14 protein-coding genes are annotated in these 22,764 nt (G+C 34.5%); 3 read left to right on the forward strand and 11 right to left on the reverse strand.

What is annotated here, in order from left to right; all coding sequences use genetic code 11:
* Positions 1–61 precede the first annotated feature (61 nt).
* From asnS to rplM, 9 genes are all read right to left on the reverse strand, one after another.
* Positions 62–1,495: an asparagine--tRNA ligase gene (asnS, locus tag Q0772_RS05990; protein ID WP_298341423.1), complete on the reverse strand. Its 1,434-nt coding sequence runs from the start codon at positions 1,493–1,495 to the stop codon at positions 62–64.
* A 104-nt stretch (positions 1,496–1,599) separates the two neighbouring features.
* Complete coding sequence (locus tag Q0772_RS05995; RefSeq protein ID WP_298341426.1) at positions 1,600–3,987, reverse strand: efflux RND transporter permease subunit; 2,388 nt, start codon at positions 3,985–3,987, stop codon at positions 1,600–1,602.
* A 47-nt stretch (positions 3,988–4,034) separates the two neighbouring features.
* A complete protein-coding gene (locus Q0772_RS06000; protein ID WP_298341429.1) occupies positions 4,035–5,273 on the reverse strand; it encodes a DUF5686 family protein in 1,239 nt (412 codons plus the stop codon).
* A gap of 97 nt (positions 5,274–5,370) precedes the next feature.
* Positions 5,371–5,928 carry a ribosome recycling factor gene (gene frr, locus Q0772_RS06005; protein WP_298341432.1) on the reverse strand — a complete coding sequence of 186 codons (558 nt, stop codon included), beginning with the start codon at positions 5,926–5,928 and terminating at the stop codon, positions 5,371–5,373.
* Positions 5,929–5,983: 55 nt separating this feature from the next.
* Positions 5,984–6,691 carry a UMP kinase gene (pyrH, locus tag Q0772_RS06010; protein ID WP_298341436.1) on the reverse strand — a complete coding sequence of 236 codons (708 nt, stop codon included), beginning with the start codon at positions 6,689–6,691 and terminating at the stop codon, positions 5,984–5,986.
* Positions 6,692–6,836: 145 nt separating this feature from the next.
* Entirely contained in the window at positions 6,837–7,811 is a 975-nt protein-coding gene (tsf, locus tag Q0772_RS06015; RefSeq protein WP_298341438.1) for a translation elongation factor Ts, read from the reverse strand.
* A gap of 83 nt (positions 7,812–7,894) precedes the next feature.
* Positions 7,895–8,680 (reverse strand): 30S ribosomal protein S2, encoded by a 786-nt coding sequence (gene rpsB, locus Q0772_RS06020; protein ID WP_298341442.1) that lies wholly within the window; start codon positions 8,678–8,680, stop codon positions 7,895–7,897.
* Positions 8,681–8,869: 189 nt separating this feature from the next.
* Positions 8,870–9,256 (reverse strand): 30S ribosomal protein S9, encoded by a 387-nt coding sequence (gene rpsI / locus Q0772_RS06025; protein WP_298341445.1) that lies wholly within the window; start codon positions 9,254–9,256, stop codon positions 8,870–8,872.
* Positions 9,256–9,711: a 50S ribosomal protein L13 gene (gene rplM, locus Q0772_RS06030; protein ID WP_298341448.1), complete on the reverse strand. Its 456-nt coding sequence runs from the start codon at positions 9,709–9,711 to the stop codon at positions 9,256–9,258. The genes rpsI and rplM overlap by 1 nt, the downstream gene beginning before the upstream one ends.
* A 429-nt stretch (positions 9,712–10,140) precedes the next feature.
* On the opposite strand from rplM, the gene Q0772_RS06035 reads away from it, so the two are divergent.
* Positions 10,141–15,768 (forward strand): galactose oxidase-like domain-containing protein, encoded by a 5,628-nt coding sequence (locus Q0772_RS06035; RefSeq protein WP_298341450.1) that lies wholly within the window; start codon positions 10,141–10,143, stop codon positions 15,766–15,768.
* A 78-nt stretch (positions 15,769–15,846) separates the two neighbouring features.
* Here Q0772_RS06035 and Q0772_RS06040 read toward each other — a convergent pair whose 3' ends face one another.
* The gene (locus tag Q0772_RS06040) at positions 15,847–16,809 is read right to left on the reverse strand and encodes an L-threonylcarbamoyladenylate synthase (protein WP_298341453.1); all 963 of its coding nucleotides are present in this window, start codon (positions 16,807–16,809) and stop codon (positions 15,847–15,849) included.
* Between the two features lie 223 nt (positions 16,810–17,032).
* Here Q0772_RS06040 and Q0772_RS06045 point away from each other — a divergent pair, with 223 nt between their 5' ends.
* Positions 17,033–18,982: a YgiQ family radical SAM protein gene (locus tag Q0772_RS06045; RefSeq protein ID WP_298341456.1), complete on the forward strand. Its 1,950-nt coding sequence runs from the start codon at positions 17,033–17,035 to the stop codon at positions 18,980–18,982.
* 96 nt (positions 18,983–19,078) lie between these two features.
* Entirely contained in the window at positions 19,079–19,585 is a 507-nt protein-coding gene (locus Q0772_RS06050; RefSeq protein ID WP_298341459.1) for a hypothetical protein, read from the forward strand.
* A 260-nt stretch (positions 19,586–19,845) separates the two neighbouring features.
* Here the strand turns inward: Q0772_RS06050 and polA are convergent, their stop codons facing one another.
* Positions 19,846–22,698: a DNA polymerase I gene (gene polA, locus Q0772_RS06055; protein ID WP_298341463.1), complete on the reverse strand. Its 2,853-nt coding sequence runs from the start codon at positions 22,696–22,698 to the stop codon at positions 19,846–19,848.
* Between the last annotated feature and the right edge of the window lie 66 nt (positions 22,699–22,764).

The raw sequence follows: 22,764 nt of genomic DNA on the forward strand, positions 1-22,764 counted from the left end.
AGATATAAAAAGGGATTAGTATACCAAAGTCATACCAAAAGCTCTATTTTTAAAACTATTTTTAAAATTCAGCGTTTTGAGGTGTTCTTGGGTAAGGGATTACGTCTCTGATATTACTCATTCCTGTCGCAAACATCACTAAACGTTCAAATCCTAAGCCGAAGCCAGAGTGTACCGCAGTTCCAAATTTACGTAAATCTAGATACCACCAAAGCTCTTCTTCAGGAATATTTATGGCAGCCATTTTTTCTTTTAAAACATCTAAGCGTTCCTCACGTTGTGCGCCACCAACTATTTCTCCTATTCCAGGGAAAAGTATATCCATAGCACGTACCGTTTTTCCGTCTTCATTTAAACGCATATAAAAAGCTTTAATGTTAGCTGGATAATCAAATAAAATAACAGGGCATTTAAAGTGTTTTTCTACGAGAAAACGCTCATGTTCACTTTGTAAATCTGTTCCCCATTCGTTAATGGGGTATTTGAATTTCTTTTTCTTATTAGGCTTAGAATTTCTAAGAATATCAATAGCTTCAGTGTAACTAACACGTTTGAAATTATTATCAGTTACAAAATTCAATTTCTCAATTAAATTCATGGGGCTTCGTTCAGCTTGAGGTTTAGTTTTTTCTTCATTTTGAAGACGTTGATCTAAAAATTCTAAATCTTCTCGATTATTATCCAAAACGTATTTGATGACTGATTTCATGAAATCTTCCGCTAAATCCATATTACCAGCTAAATCCATAAATGCAACTTCTGGTTCAATCATCCAGAATTCTGCTAAATGCCTTGAGGTATTTGAGTTCTCAGCTCTAAAGGTTGGTCCGAAGGTGTAAACTTTTCCTAGAGACATCGCATAGGTCTCAGCTTCTAATTGGCCAGAAACAGTTAGGTTAGTTTCTTTCCCAAAGAAATCTTGCGAATAATCTATATTACCAGAATCATCAACAGGTGAATTTTTGATATCTAAATTGGTTACTTGAAACATTTCCCCGGCACCTTCTGCGTCACTGCCTGTAATAATTGGTGCATGCATGTAGTAAAATCCATTATCATTAAAATATTTATGGATGGCAAAAGATAGAGCAGAGCGTAATCGCATCACTGCACTAAACGTATTAGTTCTTGTGCGTAAATGTGCATTTTCTCTAAGAAACTCAAACGAATGTTTTTTCGGTTGAATAGGGTATGTTTCGGGGTCAGAATCTCCTAAAATGTATAATTCATCAACTTGAATTTCAACTTTTTGACCTTTGCCTTGACTTTCAATAAGCTTGCCTTTTACATGAATTGCTGCACCAGTCGTTATTCTTTTTAATAACGCTTCATCAAAATTTTCAAAATCAACAACACATTGAATATTATTGATTGTAGATCCATCATTTAAAGCAATAAATCGGTTTGCCCTAAAGGTTCTTACCCAACCTTTAATTTCTACATCAGGTATGATAATATCTTCTGATAATAATTCTGAAACAGTTTTCAAAGTCACACATATTTAAAAATTCATAGTGTAAATATAACGGTTTCAATGCTCATAATTTAATTTCTAAAATCCAAAATTTTTCAGAGTTTGAAATTTATTAAGAGTAGAATTTAACCTTCCTCCTCTTCCTCAGGAATAATGTTTATTGAAGGTTTTCTAAGCACTTGCTTGTTGGCAATACTTCGCTCTAAAGAAAGGAGTAGAGAAGGTAAAAGTAGTAGGTTTGATAACATGGCGAAAAGTAAAGTTGCTGAAACTAATGCTCCTAAAGCCACTGTACCACCGAAACTAGATATGGTAAATACTGAAAACCCAAAAAACAAGACAATAGAGGTATAAAACATACTTACACCAGTTTCTTTTAAAGCACCGTACACAGATACTTTGATTTTCCAGTTATTAGCTTGAAGTTCCTGTCTATATTTTGCTAAAAAGTGAATGGTATCATCTACGGATATACCAAAAGCGATACTAAAAACTAGAATAGTTGAAGGTTTTATAGGCACTCCCAGATAACCCATTAAACCTGCTGTAACCAATAGCGGTAATAAATTTGGAATAAGAGAAATAATAATCATTCGTCCAGACCTAAACATATATGCCATAAATAAAGCGATTAAAATAATGGCTAATGATAGAGAAATCACGAGGTTTTTTACTAAGTATTTGGTGCCTTTTTGAAATACTAAGGCTTTACCTGTCATGGTTATATCATAACGTTCTTTAGGAAAAACTTTATCTATTTTGGTTTGAAGATTTTCTTCAATGCGCTCCATTTTATCAGTGCCAATATCCTTCATAAAAGTCGTTATACGAGCGTATTGCCCAGTACTATCTACAAAATTATTCAGCAAATCTATATTTGAAGATGAATTTTTGGCATAAGATAGAATAAAACTGTTTTCTTGTGAAGTAGGTAATTGATAAAATTTAGTATTACCATTATAATAGGCTTGCTTAGAATATTTAACTAACCCAACAATTGAAACGGGTTTTGAAAGCTCTGGCGTTTCTATAATCAAATCTTCAAGCGCGTCCATTCTTTTAAGCGTTGAAAGCTTCATGACACCTTTTTTTCGCTTAGTATCTACCATAATTTCTAATGGCATAATACCATTAAACTCGTCTTCAAAAAACCGAATATCATTTACAAAATCAGATTCTTGGGGCATATCCTCAATTAAACTACCTGAGATTTTTATTTGATATATACCAATGATACTAACTACCAAAAGAATTATTGATGTAATATAAATAGCAATACGTTTTTTCTTTACCATAAGTTCCATCCAATTTACAAAACCACCAATCCAGCGCTTGTTAAGGTGCTCTAAATGACGATCTTTTGGGAATGGCATGAAGCTGTAAATAATTGGAATAATCAATAAACATAAAATAAAAATGGCTAAAATGCTTAATGAAGCTACAACACCAAATTCTTTTAAAAGTTTACTTTCTGTAAGTATAAATGTTGCAAAACCAGAAGCGGTAGTTACATTAGTCATTAAGGTAGCATTACCAATTTTTGTAATAACCCGTTGTAAAGATTTTACTTTATTCCCATGTAACTTTACTTCGTGCTGATATTTATTAATTAAGAAAATACAGTTTGGTATTCCAATTACTATAATAAGTGGTGGTATTAAAGCTGTTAAAACCGTTATTTCATAATTTAAGAATCCTATAATTCCTAGTGTCCACATAACACCAATACAAACCACAATCATAGAAATAAAAGTGGCTCTAAATGATCTAAAAAAGAAAAAGAAAATAACTGATGTTACCAATAAAGCTGCTAAAATGAAGGTGCTTATTTCATCAACAATGTTTTGAGAATTTAAGGTTCTGATATATGGCATTCCAGAAATACGCACATCCATACTATATTTGCTTTCAAAAGCTTCGATCTCTGGTATTAATATATTAACAACAAAGTCTTTTCTTGCTGAAGTGTTTACAATATCTTTCTTTAAATAAAGCGCAGAGCGTATTGTTTTTGTTTCCTTATTAAATAGAAAATTATCATAGAATGGATACTTCTTGAAAAGCTCGCTTTGTAAGATGCTTATTTGTGATAACGAGGTAATTGAATCTTTAATAAAAGGCTCTAATTTAAACCTTTCATTTTCAGTGTCCTTTATTAGTTTTTGAAGATCTTTTATTGAAATAACAGTTTCAATAGCCGCGTCATTTTTAAAATTTTCTGAAAGTTTATTCCAAGCATTTAATTTTTCAACTGAGAATAGTGTACTGTCTTTAACTCCTAAAACAATCAAATTACCTTCTTCTCCAAAAGTTTTTAAAAAGTCATTGTAAATAATATTTATTTCGTGATCATCTGGAAGTAAGTTGGCTTCCGTGTAGGTAAAACGCATGTTTTCCCATTTCTGTGCTAATAGAAAAGTTGCAATTAGAATACTGAGAAGAATCACGATTTTATTACGTAAAATCAGTCTTGCAGTAACGTCCCAAAAGTCCTTAGAAAAAAGTTTAAACATGCCTTAGTTAAAAGATGCGCAAAGGTAGAAAAAACAAGTATAATACCTCATAATGAGACGTTAAATGTAAATTTAAATGCAATATTATCTTCAAAGTTTGGTAAATGATATGCACCATAGCGATACGTAAAGCTTAAACCAAAACCAAAGAGTAGTTTATTCAGTTCAAAACCAGATTCTGTATATCCTTTTTTTAACGAACCGAATGAAATATTTTGATGTCTCTCAGGGCTATTCATATCTCCAACAGCATACCGAGTTATTAAGACCATTTGCGGTTTATATCTTGCAGAGATACTAAAAGGTTTTAAATAATGCTTCAGTTGAAATGTGGCAAATTTATCTGAAAAGAATTCATTGAAATACATCGTCTCAAAACTATTTAGGCCAGCCACAGAAAAGCGTTGTAGTATCGTTTCTTTGGTGATGTTATTGGGGTATGCGTGGTACAAATGAGTCAAAGGTGTATTGCCTCGGGCAATTCCTGAAACCACAGTTATTTCTGAAAACGCATCGTTCTCATTTCCTATTTTATGAATAGCTCTAAAATCTAATTTAGAAAAACCAAAATTACTTCCTAAAACATCATTAAAAAATTTTGAATACTGAAGCGTAAATTTAGGATAACCATCTTCTATTTCCTCGGTATTTTTATTTGAGACTTTAAACGTGTTAAATGGATTCCATTGAAGTCCTATTTTTGTACTACTTAAATGAAAAGAACTTATACTTTCACCATCAGAAATAAAGTTATAGCTGTAAGTAGGGTTTACGTTGCTTACTGAGAATTCTGTTTTAGAAAGTAATTTAGGGGTTATTCTGTGTTCTAAACTTAATGATTTTGTGATGTGTTTATGGAATAAGTCGATATTTAATAAGCGAGGTTCAAAGAATTGAAAAAACCGTTTGTCAGTTAAGAATTTTGTGCTCCCTGTTTCTTGTAAATCATCTGTATAAGATAAATTGATCCAAGTGTTCGATTTATCGGATAATCTAAATCCACCGCCTATACTATATTTAAAGCGGTGGTCTTTGAAACCATATACTACATAACTATTAAATCTATATTTTTTTGAAAAAGCTTCGTTTGTAAGGCCACCAATACCTGTTCTAATTCCTTCGTATTGGTTAAACTTTATAAGGTATCTTAAATCTGCGTTGAAGTATTTTGAGGGTAAAAATCCGTTTCCCAGACTCTTAAGTAATTCTTTCTTTTTTATAGAGTCTTGTTTAGGTTCTAAGTGTTTTTTATGATATGATTGCGCTTGCAAAATAGTAGCACACATTAAAAAAAAGAAAGTATAATAACGCTTAACCATTTGCAAGAAATCCAGAAACTAGAAAATTTATATAAAAAAAGCGACATTTTAGTCGCTTTATAAGTTATACGGTCATGATTTCTTTTTCTTTATTATCGAAAAGTTCATCAACAATTTTAACGTGATTATCTGTTATTTGTTGTATATCAATTTCAGCATTTTTCTTTAAATCTTCAGAGATGTCATCGTTCTTTTTGATATCATTCATGGCATCTTTACGAGCACTTCTGATGCTTACTTTAGCATCTTCGGTTTCTGCCTTGGCTTGTTTAGCCAAATCTCTACGGCGCTCTTCTGTTAATGGCGGTACATTTATAATTATAGTTTCTCCATTATTCATTGGGTTAAAACCTAAGTTTGCATAGGCAATACCACGTTCAATTTCTTGAAGCATGCTTTTTTCCCATGGTTGAACGGTAATGGTTCTGCCATCAGGAGTATTAACATTAGCCACTTGACTGAGTGGTGTTTGAGTGCCATAATAATCGACCATAACACTTCCTAACATAGCAGGACTTGCTTTACCTGCTCTAATGTTTAAAAATTGTTTTTTAAGATGAGCAATAGCGTTGTCCATTGCCTCTTTTGTGGTATCTAATATAAATTGTATGTCTTCGTTCATTGTCTTAAACTTTTATTTCAAATTATATATACGTATCCAAAAACTACGCCAATTATTATACGTTTACAACAGTTCCAATATTTTCACCTGAAACCACTTTGAGTAAATTACCTTTTTTATTCATATCAAAAACTATAATAGGTAGCTTATTTTCTTGACTTAATGTGAAAGCTGTTGTATCCATTACTTTTAATCCTTTTCTTAAAACATCATCAAAAGAAATAGAATTAAATTTAATAGCTGTAGTATCTTTTTCAGGGTCTGTATTGTAAATACCATCAACACGTGTTCCTTTTAAAATAACATCAGCTTCAATTTCTATAGCCCTTAAAACAGCTGCAGAATCTGTGGTGAAATAAGGGTTTCCTGTACCACCACCAAAAATTACAACACGACCTTTTTCTAAATGACGCATCGCTTTTCTTCTAATAAAAGGCTCAGCAACTTCGTTTATTTTTATGGCTGTTTGTAATCGAGTTGGAATATCAGCATCTTCTAATGCGCCTTGTAAGGCTAAACCGTTAATAACAGTTGCAAGCATCCCCATGTGATCTCCTTGCACACGATCCATTCCTTTGCTAGCTCCAGCTAAGCCTCTAAAAATATTTCCACCACCAATGACTATGGCAACTTCTATACCTTTATTTGTAATAGTTTTTATGTCTTGGGCATATTCTGCTAATCGTTCAGGGTCTATACCGTATTGACGATTTCCCATTAAGGCTTCGCCTGATAATTTGAGGAGTATTCTTTTGTATTTCATTGTTTGCTAACTGAAGTTGTGCAAAACTACGTAATTTTTTTATTTTTTGAATTTTTATAATCCTAGAATTTAAGCATAAAAAAACCACTATTCTCAATTAGAATAGTGGTGTGATTTTTATTTTGTTTTCGCTTTCGCGGAAGTTTTATCCTACTGAAGCACGTTTGAAACCTGAGATTTCAACGTCTCCATAAGAAGAAACGTATTCAGCAACAGTTTTCTTTTCATCTTTAATAAACTTTTGGTCAAGTAAACATTGTTCTTGATCTAAAGTTGTATTATCAGAAATGAAACGTTCCATTTTACCTGGTAAAATTCTATCCCAGATTTGTTCTGGTTTACCTTCAGCTTTTAATTCAGCTTTTGCAGCTTCTTCAGCTTCAGCAATAACTTCAGGCGTTAATTGAGCCATAGAAATATATTTAGGAACATTTTTTAGAGTTTTCCCTAAACGTCCTAATTCAATATTGTCTTTTTCAATAACAGCAATTCTAGCTTCAGTTTCTGATGCAACATAGGCAGGATCAAAATCTTTATAAGATAATGAAGTTGCTCCCATAGAAGCTACTTGCATTGCTACGTCTTTAACTAAAACATCAGCATTATCAACCTTAGCAGATAATCCTACTAAAGCAGCAATTTTGTTAATGTGAACGTAAGTACCAACATAAGCAGCTTGTAATTTCTCAAAAGCGTTGATTTCTAATTTCTCACCAATAACACCAGTTTGCTCAACTAATTTTTCAGCAACTGTCATACCGTCAAAATTAGCAGCTAAAAATTCCTCTTTAGATTCTGTGTTTAATGCTATGTCAGCTAATTGGTTAGCCAATGCTAAAAAGTTTTCGTTTTTACCAACAAAATCAGTTTCACATCCTAGTACAATGGCAACACCTTCTGTTTGGTCTGCGTTAATTTTTGAAACTGCAGCGCCTTCAGAAGAATCTCTGTCAGCTCTTTTTTCAGCTACTTTTTGTCCTTTTTTACGAAGCACTTCAATAGCTTTATCAAAATCACCTCCAGCTTCTACTAAAGCTTTCTTGCAGTCCATCATTCCTGCGCCAGTAGCTTGTCTTAATTTATTTACCTCTTGGGCTGTAACTTTTACAGTAGTACTCATAATTATTATAATTTAAAAAGTCGTTTAATTTATTTTCAATGTAGAAAAAGAACTAAACGACTTATTTGTGTGTATTATGTTATTTATTCTTCTTCTTCTTCTTCGGCAACAGCTTTTTTGGCTGGTGCAGCTTTCTTAGCTTTTGGAGCTTCCTCTTTTGGTGCTGCAGCAGCTTCTTTTTCAGCTTTGCGTTCAGCTAATCCACCAGATACTGCAGATGCTACATGCGTTAAGATTTTATCTATCGATTTAGAAGCGTCATCATTTGCAGGTATTACATAATCAACCTGACGTGGGTCAGAGTTGGTATCAACCATTGCAAAAATTGGAATGTTTAATTTTTGAGCTTCTTTAATCGCGATGTGCTCACGCTTAATATCTACAACAAATAAAGCACCTGGTAAACGTGTCATATCGCTAATAGAACCTAAGTTTTTCTCTAATTTAGCTCTTAAACGATCAACTTGTAAACGCTCTTTTTTAGATAAAGTCATGAAAGTACCGTCTTTCTTCATTCTATCAATAGAAGCCATTTTTTTAACCGCTTTTCTAATAGTAACAAAGTTTGTTAACATTCCACCCGGCCATCTTTCAGTGATGTAAGGCATGTTAATTTCTCCAGCTTTTTCAGCAACAATATCTTTTGCTTGTTTTTTTGTTGCAACGAATAAAATTTTACGTCCTGATGCAGCAATTTTCGCAAGTGCTGCTCCAGCTTCGTCAATTTTAGCCGCTGTTTTGTATAGGTTTATAATATGGATACCGTTACGCTCCATATATACGTAAGGTGCCATATTTGGGTCCCACTTACGTGTAAGGTGTCCGAAGTGTACACCTGCTTCAAGTAATTCTTTTACTTCTACTGCCATTTTGTAATAGTTTACGTTCTGTTGAATTAGCAATGATTAAGTGGTCATTTTTCAATTCGCCTTAACCATTTAGATGCTAAACTAAATCCTGTTTTTCACCAGGACAACAATAACTGTTTTTAATTTATTATTTTGTTTTGAAAATGATAAAGGAATCTGAAATACAGATCCTGAACCAAGTCCAGGATATTAACGTTTAGAGAATTGGAACTTCTTACGAGCTTTCTTCTGACCGAATTTTTTACGCTCTACCATTCTTGGATCTCTTGTTAATAAACCTTCTGGCTTAAGTGTTAGTCTGTTTTCAGCATCTACCTCGCACATTGCACGAGAAATTGCTAAACGAACAGCTTCTGCTTGTCCAGTAATACCACCTCCATATACATTAACTGTAATATCAAAGTTGGCGTCATTGTTAGTCAAAGCTAATGGTTGTTTTACCTTGTACTGTAAAGTAGCAGTAGTAAAATAGTTAGCTAAGTCTTTTTTATTAATTGTAATGTTACCTTTTCCTGGGGCAACATAAGCGCGCGCAACAGCCGTTTTTCTACGGCCAATTTTGTGAATTACATCCATTATTTGAATTCGTTTAAGTTAATTGCTTTTGGTTTTTGAGCGTCGTGTTTGTGCTCTGTACCAACAACAACTGTTAGGTTACGGAATAAATCTGCACCTAATTTGTTTTTAGGTAACATTCCTTTAACTGATTTTTCCACTACTCTTGCTGGGTCTTTCCCATACAACTCAGTAGCAGTTAAACTTCTTTGACCCCCTGGGTAACCTGTGTGACGAATGTATGACTTATCAGTCCATTTGTTACCAGATAACGTGATTTTTTCTGCATTAATAATGATAACATTATCTCCGCAATCAACATGAGGTGTGAAGTTTGGCTTGTGCTTACCTCTTAAAAGTTTTGCAACTTTAGAAGCTAAACGACCAAGCGCTTGACCTTCAGCATCAACCAAAACCCACTCCTTATTTACAGTAGCTTTGTTTGCTGAAATCGTTTTGTAGCTTAATGTGTCCACACTTTGATTTTTTAATTATTAAACATTCCTCTCTCAAAAAGAGTTTGCAAATTTACGATTATATATTTGATTACCAAATAGTGAAGAGATATTATTTTATATACTGTTTAGTACTTTAATCAGCGTTCATTTTTTTTGATTTTATTGTAGTTTTTGTTTCATAAAAAATAGGATAATATTCTTATATAAAATTATTGATTGTATTTAATTGTTAATGATTATTTTAAATTAATAAGTTGAGAACAATACGAGTTAACCACTTAGAAATCAAAAATTTGAAATTTAACGGTTTTTTCTGTCAAATAACGAATACTATGTATGCCATTGATTTATTTTTTTACTTTCGTTGATAGCTATTAGATTAGGTTAATTTTAATGAATTTTTTTTGAGCTAAATATTTCTTGCTCAAGCCTCTAAATCTCTCTGTCATGAAAAAAAAATACTTTCATTTTATATTATTATTTTTTGGGTTAAGCTTTTTGCTGCCTTTAAAAATAAATGCACAAAACCCATCACAAGATGGGCAATGGAGTGATCCTATCGTTTTCGATATTGTTCCTGTGGCTGCTGCTAATCTTCCCGATGGAAAACTAATAGTATGGTCTTCCAAATATAAGGATACTTATGGTGGAGCAGATGGTCATACCTATACTCAAATATTTGATCCTTTTCAAGGAACTGATGGGGTAGCTGAACCAAGTACAGAGTCTAATACAAATCACGATATGTTTTGTCCTGGTATCAATAACTTACCAGATGGCAGAATTTTAGCAGCAGGAGGAAGCTCAAGCGAAAAAACAAGTCTTTATGATTACCAAACAGGTTTGTGGACTGTTGCAGATGAGATGAATGTACCTAGAGGGTATCAAGGAAATGTAACCTTATCTGATGGTTCTGTGTTTACTATTGGAGGCTCTTGGGCAGGTGAACGTGGAGGTAAGTATGCAGAAATATGGACGCCTAATACGGGTTGGATAGGAATGCCATCATTACCGGGTATATTATTAACTGATGGGAATGATCCAAATTTAGATGATCCTGATCCTTCACAGCAGATTTATAGAACAGATAATCATGCTTGGTTAATCCCTGCTCCAAATGGTAAGATTTTTCATGCTGGACCCGGTACTAATATGCATTGGATAGATGTAAATGATATTAGTAATCCACAAGTTCAAGACTTAGGTAGTAGATTAGATGATGTCTATTCAATGAATGGTAATGCGGCTATGTTTGATATTGGTAAGGTTTTAAAAACAGGCGGAGCAAGAACTTACAGTATGGGAGCACCCGCTTCTGATCTTTCTTATGTTATTGATATTAACTCAGAAATTCCATCAGTTACAAAAGTTCCTGGGCTTAACGAAGCCAGAGCTATGCACAATACTACAGTTTTACCAGATGGAACAGTCTTAATAACAGGAGGTTTAGATTCTGGATCTGTATTTACAGATGAAGGAGCAAGTTATGCAGGTGAACTTTTCAATCCTCAAACCAATACATGGTCTTACACAGCTGCTATGCAGGAAGCCAGAACTTACCATAGTGTGGCTATTTTGATGCAAGATGGACGTGTTTTTGTTGGGGGAGGAGGTTTGTGTGCAGGCCCAGTTCCAGATTGCGTAAACCATTTTAGCGCAGAAATATATAGTCCAGCATATTTATTTAATTCTGATGGAACTTTAGCAACAAGACCAACAATTAGTGCTCCTGAAGCTGCAGATTATGATAGCCAAATAACAGTTGCAGGTTCACCTAACATTCAAGAATTTAGCCTTGTTCGTTTTTCTTCAGCAACACATAGTACTAATAATGAGCAAAGACGTATTCCTGTTTCTTTTAGCTCTAATGGCGGTGATTACTCAGTATCTATTCCTAATAGAGAATTACTACCTCCTGGAATTTATATGCTATTTGCTATAGATAATAATGGTGTGCCTTCAATTGCTGAAAGTGTAAAAATTGGTTCAGTTATTCCTATCGAGAATGACCCAACATTGGTGCTAGACTTAAGATTTGAAGAGGGTGCTGGAAGTATAATAGAAGACTTTTCTATATACCATAATGATGCAACAATCGTAGAGCGGGATAATAATGCTAATTCAGTAGATTTAACACAAAATTATTGGAGTACAGATGGTTTTAAAGGTAATGCACTTGAAACAGACGGGAGTGAACACGATAGTAATACCCTTGTAGAAATTCCGTATTCTGCCTCAATGGGCACAATAGCCAATGAGATTACAGTTATGGCTTGGGTGTACAGAGATGATATTGTCTTCAACGCAAGTATATTAACTAACGATTATCCAGATTTATTCTTTGGTTTTCATAACAGTCTATATAAATGGGCATTTCCAACAACAGATGGTTCTCATGTCCGATTGTTTTCAGGCTATACTCCGCCCCAAACATGGGTTCATATGGCAGCTACTTATGATGGTAATATTGCAAGACTCTATGCAAACGGTGTGGAAATAAATTCTGGTTACATAACTGGAGAAATAACTCTTGAAACCGTAGAACAATATTTTTCTTCTTTTACTACTTCTGGTTTTTATGATAGAAGAATTATAGGTAATGGTAGTGGTATTACTGATGAATTAAATGGAAAGATTGATGAGCTTAAAGTATTCAACAAAGCACATAGACCTGAAGTGATAGAGTATTATTATAAATTAGGATTACAAGAAGATAATACTCTTTATGACTGTACTGTTGAGAATATAATTACACAATATAAAATAGGAACAGATGGTGATTGGGTTGATGGAGATTATGTAGAAGTTGCTGAGGGTGTAGAAGTTTTTATAAGAGCTGTAATTCCAGGTAACAAAGAATATATGGTTACATTGCCTGTAGTAGATGGTCCTACTTTTAGCTCTGTAAATGATTTTCCAAATTTTGAAGATACAACGGCTTATAAAATAGACACTTATTTTGGAGACGGTTTAGTGGAAATAGTAGATACGGGTACCTATGCTTTTACAACCATAGATGGATGTGCCAAAACAATAGATCTAAAGGTTTTTGCAGAACAAACATGTGATGATCATACACAAGAATATAATATAAACGGTGTTTGGTTAAGTGGAGAAGAAGTTATTAATGTTAATGTAGGTGATGAAGTTGTTTTAAGTGCATTACCTAATATAGAAGGGCTTACAATTACCTTACCCGATGGAACTAGAGTAGGAGATAATTTTGATTTAGGTACTGTAGATTTCGGTGATGCAGGAGTTTATAAATTAACTTCAGTTTATGGTTGTGAGGTAAGTTTACAAATTATAGTTAATGGAATGCCACCATTGCCTTGTGAAGGCGATACTGAAATCTTTCCAGAATATATTGTTAATGGAATTTCTGATAGCGCTTCTGAAAGTATTATAATTGCAGAAGGAGACACACTTGTACTAAGTATACTCGGAGCTACTGATGGATTTACAATTATTTTGCCAGATGGAACAGTTGAAACGGGAAATTATGATTTAGGAAGTGTGACAACCTCACAATCGGGGGAGTATACTTTTGAATCTGATTTAGGTTGTATAAAAACATTAAATGTTACCATTACTGATGATACCGTGTGTGTAACAAATCCATTAACGCAAGAATACAAGATAAATGGAGTATGGCAAAGTGGATCAGATGTTATTAATGTTGAAGTTGGTGATGAAGTTATCTTAAGTGCTTTACCAAATGAGGTAGACCTTACCATAACTTTACCTGATGGTAGTGAGGTAGGAGATAATTATAGCCTAGGCGATGTAGAAGTTACGCAATCAGGAGTTTATACTATAGAGTCAGAATTCGGGTGTGTTATCACATTAAATATAAATGTTGAAGATCCTAATGCCGACCCTGCATGTACTAGTAATCCAATGGACGTAGACTATATTATTAATGGTGTTTCTGGAAGTGGATCAGAACAAATTACTATTGCAGAAGGAGATACGTTGGTATTGGGCATAAATCAAAGTGACACATTTACAATCACTTTACCAGACGGAACAGTTGAAACAGGTGATTATAATTTAGGTAGTGTCACATTATCACAATCAGGATTATATACTTTTGAGTCAGAATTCGGATGCATTAAAACATTAAACATTACTATAACTGATGATTCAGTTTGTGTAACAAATCCACTAACACAAGAGTACAAGATAAATGGAGTATGGCAAAGTGGATCGGATGCTATTGATGTAGAGGTAGGTGATGAGGTTATTCTGAGTGCTTTACCAAATGGAGTAGGCCTTACCATAATCTTGCCAGATGGTAGCGAGGTAGGTGATAATTACAGTTTAGGAGATGTTGAATTATCACAATCAGGAGTTTATACTATTGAGTCAGAATTTGGATGCATAATAACATTAGATATAAATATAGAAGACCCAGATGCTAACCCATGTATCACTAACCCTATTGATATTGAATATATTATCAACAGTGTTTCGGGAAGTGATTTGGAAACTATAACTTTAACAGAGGGTGATGAGTTAATATTGAGTATCATTCAAAGTGGTGGCTTTACAATCACATTACCAAATGGGTCTGATGTAATTGGAGATTATGACTTAGGTAATGTTACAACATCTCAATCTGGTTTGTATAGTTTTGAATCAGACTTAGGATGTATAGAAACCTTAGATATAATTGTTAATGAGCAAGACCCTGTATGTGTATCTAATCCAATGAATGTTGAATACAGTATAAATGGTGTTTTAGGAATTGGTTTAGAAACTATAGCGTTAATTGAGGGTGATGAATTAATATTGGGTATCACTCAAAGTGATAGCTTTACGATTACTTTACCAGGAGGAGGAATTCAAACTGGAGATTTTGATATGGGTAGTGTTATAACATCTCAGTCGGGGTTATATACTTTTGAATCTGAGTTTGGATGTATAAAAACATTGAATGTCATCATAACAGATGACTCAGCATGTGTAACAAATCCATTAACGCAAGAATACAAGATAAATGGAGTATGGCAAAGTGGATCAGATGTTATTAATGTTGAAGTTGGTGATGAAGTTATCTTAAGTGCTTTACCAAATGAGGTAGACCTTACCATAACTTTACCTGATGGTAGTGAGGTAGGAGATAATTATAGCCTAGGCGATGTAGAAGTTACGCAATCAGGAATTTATACTATAGAGTCAGAATTCGGGTGTGTTATCACATTAAATATAAATGTTGAAGATCCTAATGCCGACCCTGCATGTACTAGTAATCCAATGGATGTAGATTATGTTATTAATGGTGTTTCAGGAAGTGGAACAGGACAAATTACTATAGCAGAAGGAGATACTCTTGTGCTAGGTATAGTTCAAAATGACGAATTTACAATTACTTTACCTGGAGGAACAGTTGAAACTGGAGATTACGATATGGGAAGTGTTACAACGTCTCAGTCTGGATTATATACTTTTGAGTCAGAATTCGGATGTATAAAAACATTGAGTGTTACCATAACTGATGATTTAGCGTGTGTAACAAATCCATTAACACAAGAGTACAAGATAAATGGAGTATGGCAAAGTGGATCGGATGCTATTGATGTAGAGGTAGGCGATGAGGTTATTCTGAGTGCTTTACCTAATGGAGTAGACCTTACCATAATCTTGCCAGATGGTAGTGAGGTAGGCGATAATTACAATTTAGGCGATGTAGAGTTATCGCAATCTGGAATTTATGCTATAGAGTCAGAATTTGGTTGTGTTATTACATTAGATATAAATATAATTGACCCGAATGCGAATGGAGTCTCAAGCAAATCAGAGCCTAAAACACTTTCAAGTAGTACTCAATCAGCGAGTATTGCCACTTTAAGAGTAATCCCTAATCCTTCAGATGCTTTTATTGATGTTTATGGACACAAAAGTAGTAAGATTGAAATTATTAATGTTTTAGGAATTTCATTAAAAATAATCGAGAAAACACAATCAGAAAAAACAAGAGTAGATCTTAGTAGTATCCCAGATGGAGTATATCTATTACGTAGTACTATTGCTAGTAAAGTAGAGACAAAAAGAATAGTTATACGGCACTAATTTACTAAAAGGAGTACCTCTTTAAATCGTATTAAAGAGGTACTCTTTTCTTTTTAAATAATTTTTTACAGCAAAATTTTAACCGTTAAAAGCTGCCCGTTGCAACCTATCATTTATAGATTTACCTAAACCGTAGTCTGGGAAAACTTCTACGATAATTACATCTAAATTAAGTTCATCTAGTTGGTGTAAGGCTTCATATAATTTAGAAGTCGCTTCTGCCAGATCTCCTGTTTTAGATACTGTAATTTGGTGCGTTACCTTATCATTTTTTAATTGCTCTTTAAATGTTAAGATACCCACACGTTTGTTAGGGTATTTTGTTAGCGTCTCTAAAATATCATGCGATAAAACGGTTGGTGTTGTTGGCGCGTAATGTTTATCTAGCATTCCTGGTGCTTCAGGATTATTTTCTTTTTTATTTTTAATAGTAATTGTGCCAACTACAGCTTCAATATCTTCTACAGAAATGGACCCTAAACGGTAAATAATAGGTTCGTTATTTTCAAAACCTACAATGGTAGATTCTATACCATTTTTGCACGCGCCACCATCTAAAACCATTTTTATAGCATCTTTAAAATAGGCATCTACATGTTGTGCTGTTGTGGGGCTAATTCTATTAAACGGGTTTGCGCTAGGTGCTGCCAAAGGAAATTCGAGCTGTTTTAAAAGCTCTAAAGTTACGGGGTGATTTGGCACGCGAACCGCCACGGTAGTTTTACCCGCTGTAATAATGTCTGGAATGGTATCTTTTTTAGGAAGCACCAAGGTTAGCGACCCAGGCCAAAATGCGCGAGCTAATTGTGTTGCTTTTTCTGGTATGGCACTTACAATAGTATCAAGATGATGAATTGACGGAATATGTACTATTAACGGGTTGAATAGTGGGCGTTGCTTGGTTGTAAAAATTGATGTTATAGCCGTTTTACTATAAATATTACCAGCTAAACCATACACGGTTTCTGTTGGAATTGCCACTAGTTCCTCATTATTTAATAAAGCAACGGCTTTTGATATGTCTTTTGAAATAATACTCATGCGCGTTAATTGCGCACAAAATTACTTAAAAATATGATGTGATTTAAGTTTAAAGGATTTATGCTGGCAAGTACGTCCGCGTTAGCGATTGTAGCGGCATCCTTTTTTGAGGCACGAAAAAAAGATATAGCGGAAAGCGCGACCCCGCCTTTTTGCGGGGTAACGCCCTAAATAGTTTGTATATACTTAGGAAGCCACGATTTTTGCCTATTTTTGCAATGCTATGCAGGAGTTAAAACTTTCAGATTGGTTGCCTACCACAAACAAAGAGGTGAAAATTCGCGGATGGGAAGCGCTAGATGTTATACTATTTAGCGGTGATGCCTATGTGGACCACCCAACGTTTGGGCCTGCGGTTATTGGACGATTGCTAGAGAGTTTTGGACTGCGTGTGGCTATTGTACCGCAACCTAACGTGAACGATAATTTACAGGATTTTGTGAAATTGGGGAAACCGCGCTTGTTTTTTGGTGTTACTGGTGGTTGTATGGACCCCATGGTGAGCAACTATAACGCTAATAAAAAACGACGCGATAAGGATGCATACACACCCAATGGCGATATTGGTTTTAGACCCGATTATGCCTCTACCGTTTACAGTAAAATTTTAAAAGAAAAATGGCCTGATACGCCTGTGCTAATTGGCGGTATTGAAGGGTCTTTAAGGCGCGTTACGCACTACGATTATTGGAGTGATACGTTAATGCCTACCATTTTGGAAACCTCTAAAGCAGATATGTTGGTGTATGGTATGGGCGAGCAACCACTTCGTGAAATTGTACGACTGCTTGAAAAGGGCGTGCCATTTAGTAGTATAACTACCGTAAAACAAACGGCTGTACTTTTACAAAAGGACCACAAAATACCAAAAAATAGTAATTGGGAAGATGTTGAGATTGCTTCGCACGAGTTGTGTTTAAAGGATAAAAAGCAGTATGCTTCTAACTTTAAAATTATAGAGCAGGAATCTAATAAATTGGCGGCGCGCCGTATTTTTCAAAAGGTAGATGAGAAGGTTTTGATGATAAACCCGCCGTATCCAACCATGACAGAGCAAGAGATTGATGCGTCTTTTGATTTGCCGTATACGCGCTTACCACATCCAAAATATAACAAACGCGGTGCTATACCAGCGTTTGAAATGATTAAAACGTCTATAAATATTCATAGAGGTTGTTTTGGTGGTTGTAGTTTTTGTACTATTTCTGCCCATCAAGGAAAATTTATTGCTTCGCGAAGTAAGGCATCTATTTTAAGAGAAGTAGATATTGTTGCAAATATGCCCGATTTTAAAGGGTATTTAAGTGATATTGGTGGCCCATCGGCAAACATGTATCAAATGAAAGGGAAGGTGCAAGAAATTTGCGATAAGTGTGTGGCGCCGTCTTGTATTTCGCCTGTAATATGTAGTAATTTAGATACTTCGCATAAACCGTTAACGGAGTTGTACCAAGCGGTTGATAGTCATCCAAAAGTAAAAAAATCGTTTATTGGTTCTGGTATTCGCCATGATATGTTGGTGCCTGAGTTTAATAAAAATGCAGATGCTAAAGAGCTAGACGATTATACTGAAGAGGTGATGACAAAACACGTTTCTGGACGCTTAAAAGTAGCGCCAGAGCATACTAGCGACCCTGTACTTAAACTGATGCGAAAACCATCGTTTACGTATTTTCATAAGTTTAAAGAGCGTTTTGATAAAATTAATATTAAGAAAGGCTTAAAGCTACAGTTGATACCTTACTTTATATCAAATCACCCTGCTTGTGAGGCCGAAGATATGGCTAATCTTGCTGCCGAAACCAAAGATATGGGCTTTCAGTTAGAGCAAGTGCAAGGTTTTACGCCTACACCTATGACGGTGGCCACGGTAATTTACTATAGTGGATACCATCCTTACACGTTAAAAAAGGTAAAAACGCCTAAAACTAGAAAAGAAAAAGACGAGCAACATCGTTTTTTCTTTTGGTATAAAGATGAAAATAAAGCGTGGATTAAAAACACGTTGAATAAACTGGGGCGTCAAGATTTATTGGATGTACTACTTCCTGCCAAAACCGAAAAATGGCGTAAAAACAAACCAGGTAAACCAAAGCATACGTTTGACGATGCGGTGCCTTTTAATCAACGAAAAAATAAGGCTAAGTTTAAGAGTAAGAAGAAGCGGCGTTAATTTACATTCTACACACGCTTAATTTTTTTTAAATTTTAATGATGACATTTTTAATTTATGCTTATGTACGAGTATATGAACATAAATTAAACGAATATGAAAACTATTAAAATTGCTGTTTTATCTCTATTTCTAATTACATTGTCATGCTCAAAATCATCAGACGACACGGTTGAAATCGAGAATAACAATATTGTTGGAATTTGGGTATTAACCGATATTATTGTTGATGAAAGTAATCCTGTTGAAGAACAATTGGATGCGCAAGAGTTAAAAGAGGCTTTACAAGATTTAAACTGTAATTTAATATCTATTGATTTAAGAGCAGACAATACGGTAACGCTTGAGATATTTCAAGTTGAAGAAGTATTTGAGGGAAATGACCCGAATATACCAACTTTTGATTGCTTAGACCGTCAAGTTCAAGAAGGTACTTGGAATTTTGATGGAGAAATACTTACGCTCACATCCTTAAATGGTTTATCAGATTCATCAACCGTTAGATTTGAGAGTTCTCGCGTAGCCATTGTATCAAGTGAGCCTTTTGGTGAATTGGGAGATATAGCTTCAGAGCTAGTTTTTGAAAAACTTATTGAGATATAAGTAAATGTCTTATATGTAACTTTATTAAAAATAATATATAGTTCCTCTTTATTTAATTTTTAAAGAGGAACTTATTTTACACGAATACGCTTCAAATCTCCTGAATCTCTTAATTTGAGTTAAGACATCCTTTTAGATAACGTTTTTATGTTATGTTTAGTAGTTTGAAATATTAATTTTCGTAAAAGATATACTGTAATAATTGTTCCCTTGAGGAGACAATCCTTCGATTAAATATTTGAAATAATAAAAAAGATACTCTAGTGCGCCTGTAGCCAATTCAAACCAGTATCCACTTCAACATCCAAAGGCACATCCATTTTAAAAGCATCTTCCATTTCAGTTTTAACTAAGGTTTTTATAGTTTCTAATTCTGGTTTGTACACATCAAATACCAATTCATCATGCACTTGTAGTAGCATTTTGGTTTTATAATTGCCTTCTTGTAATTTGTTGTAAATATTAATCATTGCAATTTTAATAATATCTGCTGCACTACCTTGTATTGGGGCGTTTACAGCATTACGCTCTGCTGCACCACGAACCACAGCATTTCTAGAATTTATGTCTTTTAAATAACGACGGCGCCCTAAAACGGTTTGCACATAACCATTATCGCGAGCAAAATCAACTTGCTCGCTCATGTAGGCACGTAACTTTGGGTAGGTTGCATAATACGTATCAATGAGTTCTTTAGCTTCGCTTCTTGATAAATCGGTTTGGTTGCTCAATCCAAACGCAGAAACACCATAAATAATACCAAAATTTACCGTTTTAGCATTGCTACGTTGCTCACGTGTTACCTCATCTATACCTACATTAAATACTTTTGAAGCGGTAGAGGCGTGAATATCTTCTCCGTTTTTAAAGGCCTCAATCATGGTTTCCTCTTTGCTTAGTGCGGCGATAATGCGAAGCTCTATTTGCGAATAATCTGCTGCTAATAATATGTAATCTTCGCTTCGCGGAATAAATGCCTTTCGAACTTCACGACCTCGTTCTGTTCTAATAGGAATATTTTGAAGGTTAGGGTTATTACTACTTAATCGTCCTGTAGCGGCAACAGTTTGCATATAATCGGTATGTACACGCCCTGTAGCATCTTCAACTTGATTAGGAAGTGCGTCTACATAAGTACTTTTTAATTTAGAAAGCCCTCTGTATTCTAATATGTTTTTAATGATCTCATGATCTTTAGCCAAATAACTTAAAATTTCCTCACCAGTAGCGTATTGTCCTGTTTTGGTTTTTTTAGGCTTGTCTACAAGTTTTAATTTTTCGAATAAAATAATGCCTAACTGCTTTGGTGAGCCAATATTAAATGTTTCTCCTGCAGCATCGTAAATATTTTTTTCTAGAGTTGCAATGTCATTATTTAGCGCTTCAGATAATGAATTCAGAAATTTTTCATCAAGATTAATACCTTCTAATTCCATAGCCGCCAAAACTCTAAGCAACGGAATTTCAATATCATTAAACAGCTTTTGTGTGTTAGCTTCACCTAATTCATTTTGAAAATGTTCTTTTAACTGCAACGTAATATCAGCATCTTCAACCGCATATTCGGTTTGTTTTTCTAAAGGTACATCGCGCATTGATAATTGGTTTTTTCCTTTTTTACCAATTAAAGTTTCAATAGAAATTGGTGTGTAATTTAAGTACGTTTCAGCCAATACATCCATATTGTGGCGCATATCTGGATTGATAAGATAATGTGCCAACATGGTATCAAACAATTTACCTTTTACATTGACATTATACTTGGCTAAAACTTTGATATCGTATTTTAAATTCTGACCAACTTTTTCAATAGTTTCACTTTCAAAAAACGGACGTAGTTGCTCTATCAATTCTTGAGCTTCTGCTTTATCTTCAGGAAATGGCAGATAAAATCCTTTACCAACTTCCCATGAAAATGCAATACCAACCAATTCTGCAGTAAGCGGATTTAATCCTGTAGTTTCAGTATCAAAACATACTGAGATTTGATTCATTAGGTTTTTAATAAATAGCTTAGTTGCCATACCAGAAGCCACACTTTGGTAAAAATGCGATGCGGTTTCAGCCGTTTTTCTTGAAGATACAGCACTTATTTCAGTATCTGTTTCTTTTGAAGGATCTGCTCCAAATAACGAAAATTGTCCTGCACCAGCAGCTGTAACTTCCTTAGGTGTTGCTTTTGTTTCGGATGTTTCCGAAGTTGCAGTGGTTTGGTTTGTTGTTGGTGTTTCGGTTGCAAACGTTTTTACAAAATTATCAGTTAATCGTCTAAATTCTAATTCTTGGAAAATAGTTTTTACTTTTTCTACATCTGGATGGTCTAACTCAAAATCTTTCGCATTAAATTCAACCGGAACATCTAGCATAATGGTTGCTAGTTTTTTTGAAAGTAAACCTAATTCGCCATTTGCTTCAACCTTTTCTTTCATTTTTCCTTTAAGCTGATCGGTATTTGCTAAAAGGCCTTCCATACTCCCAAACTGCGCTAAAAACTTTTTAGCAGTTTTTTCACCTACGCCTGGTAATCCTGGAATATTATCACTAGAGTCGCCCATCATACCCAAAAAGTCAATCACCTGCATAGGGTCGGTTACTTCAAACTTTTTCTGAACTTCAGGAATGCCCCAAGTTTCATAACCGCCACCAAACACGGGGCGATACATAAAAATATTTTCGGTTACTAATTGCGCAAAATCCTTATCTGGTGTCACCATAAAGGTTTTAAAGCCTTCTTTTTCTGCTTGTCGCGATAAGGTTCCAATCACATCATCGGCCTCATAACCTTCCTTAACCATAATAGGAATGTGCATGGCCTTCAAAATTTCATAAATGTATGGTACAGCAGTTTTTATACCTTCAGGTGTTTCATCACGATTCGCTTTGTAAGCTTCGTACATTTCTAAACGGTCGGCACTTCCGCCTTTATCAAAACACACCGCTAAATGGTCTGGGCGCTCGCGTTTAATCACATCTAAAAGCGAATTCATAAATCCCATAATAGCTGAGGTGTCTTCTCCTTTGGAATTAATTCGTGGATTCTTTATGAACGCATAATACCCTCTAAAAATTAAAGCGTAAGCATCTACTAAAAAAAGGCGTTTTTGGTCTGACATTTTGTGTGTTTTGATAGAACATCAAAGCTACAAAAAGTTAGGCTTAATTGTGTTATGGTAAATTAG

Source organism: uncultured Algibacter sp. (assembly GCF_947490405.1).
Classification (GTDB): domain Bacteria; phylum Bacteroidota; class Bacteroidia; order Flavobacteriales; family Flavobacteriaceae; genus Algibacter_B.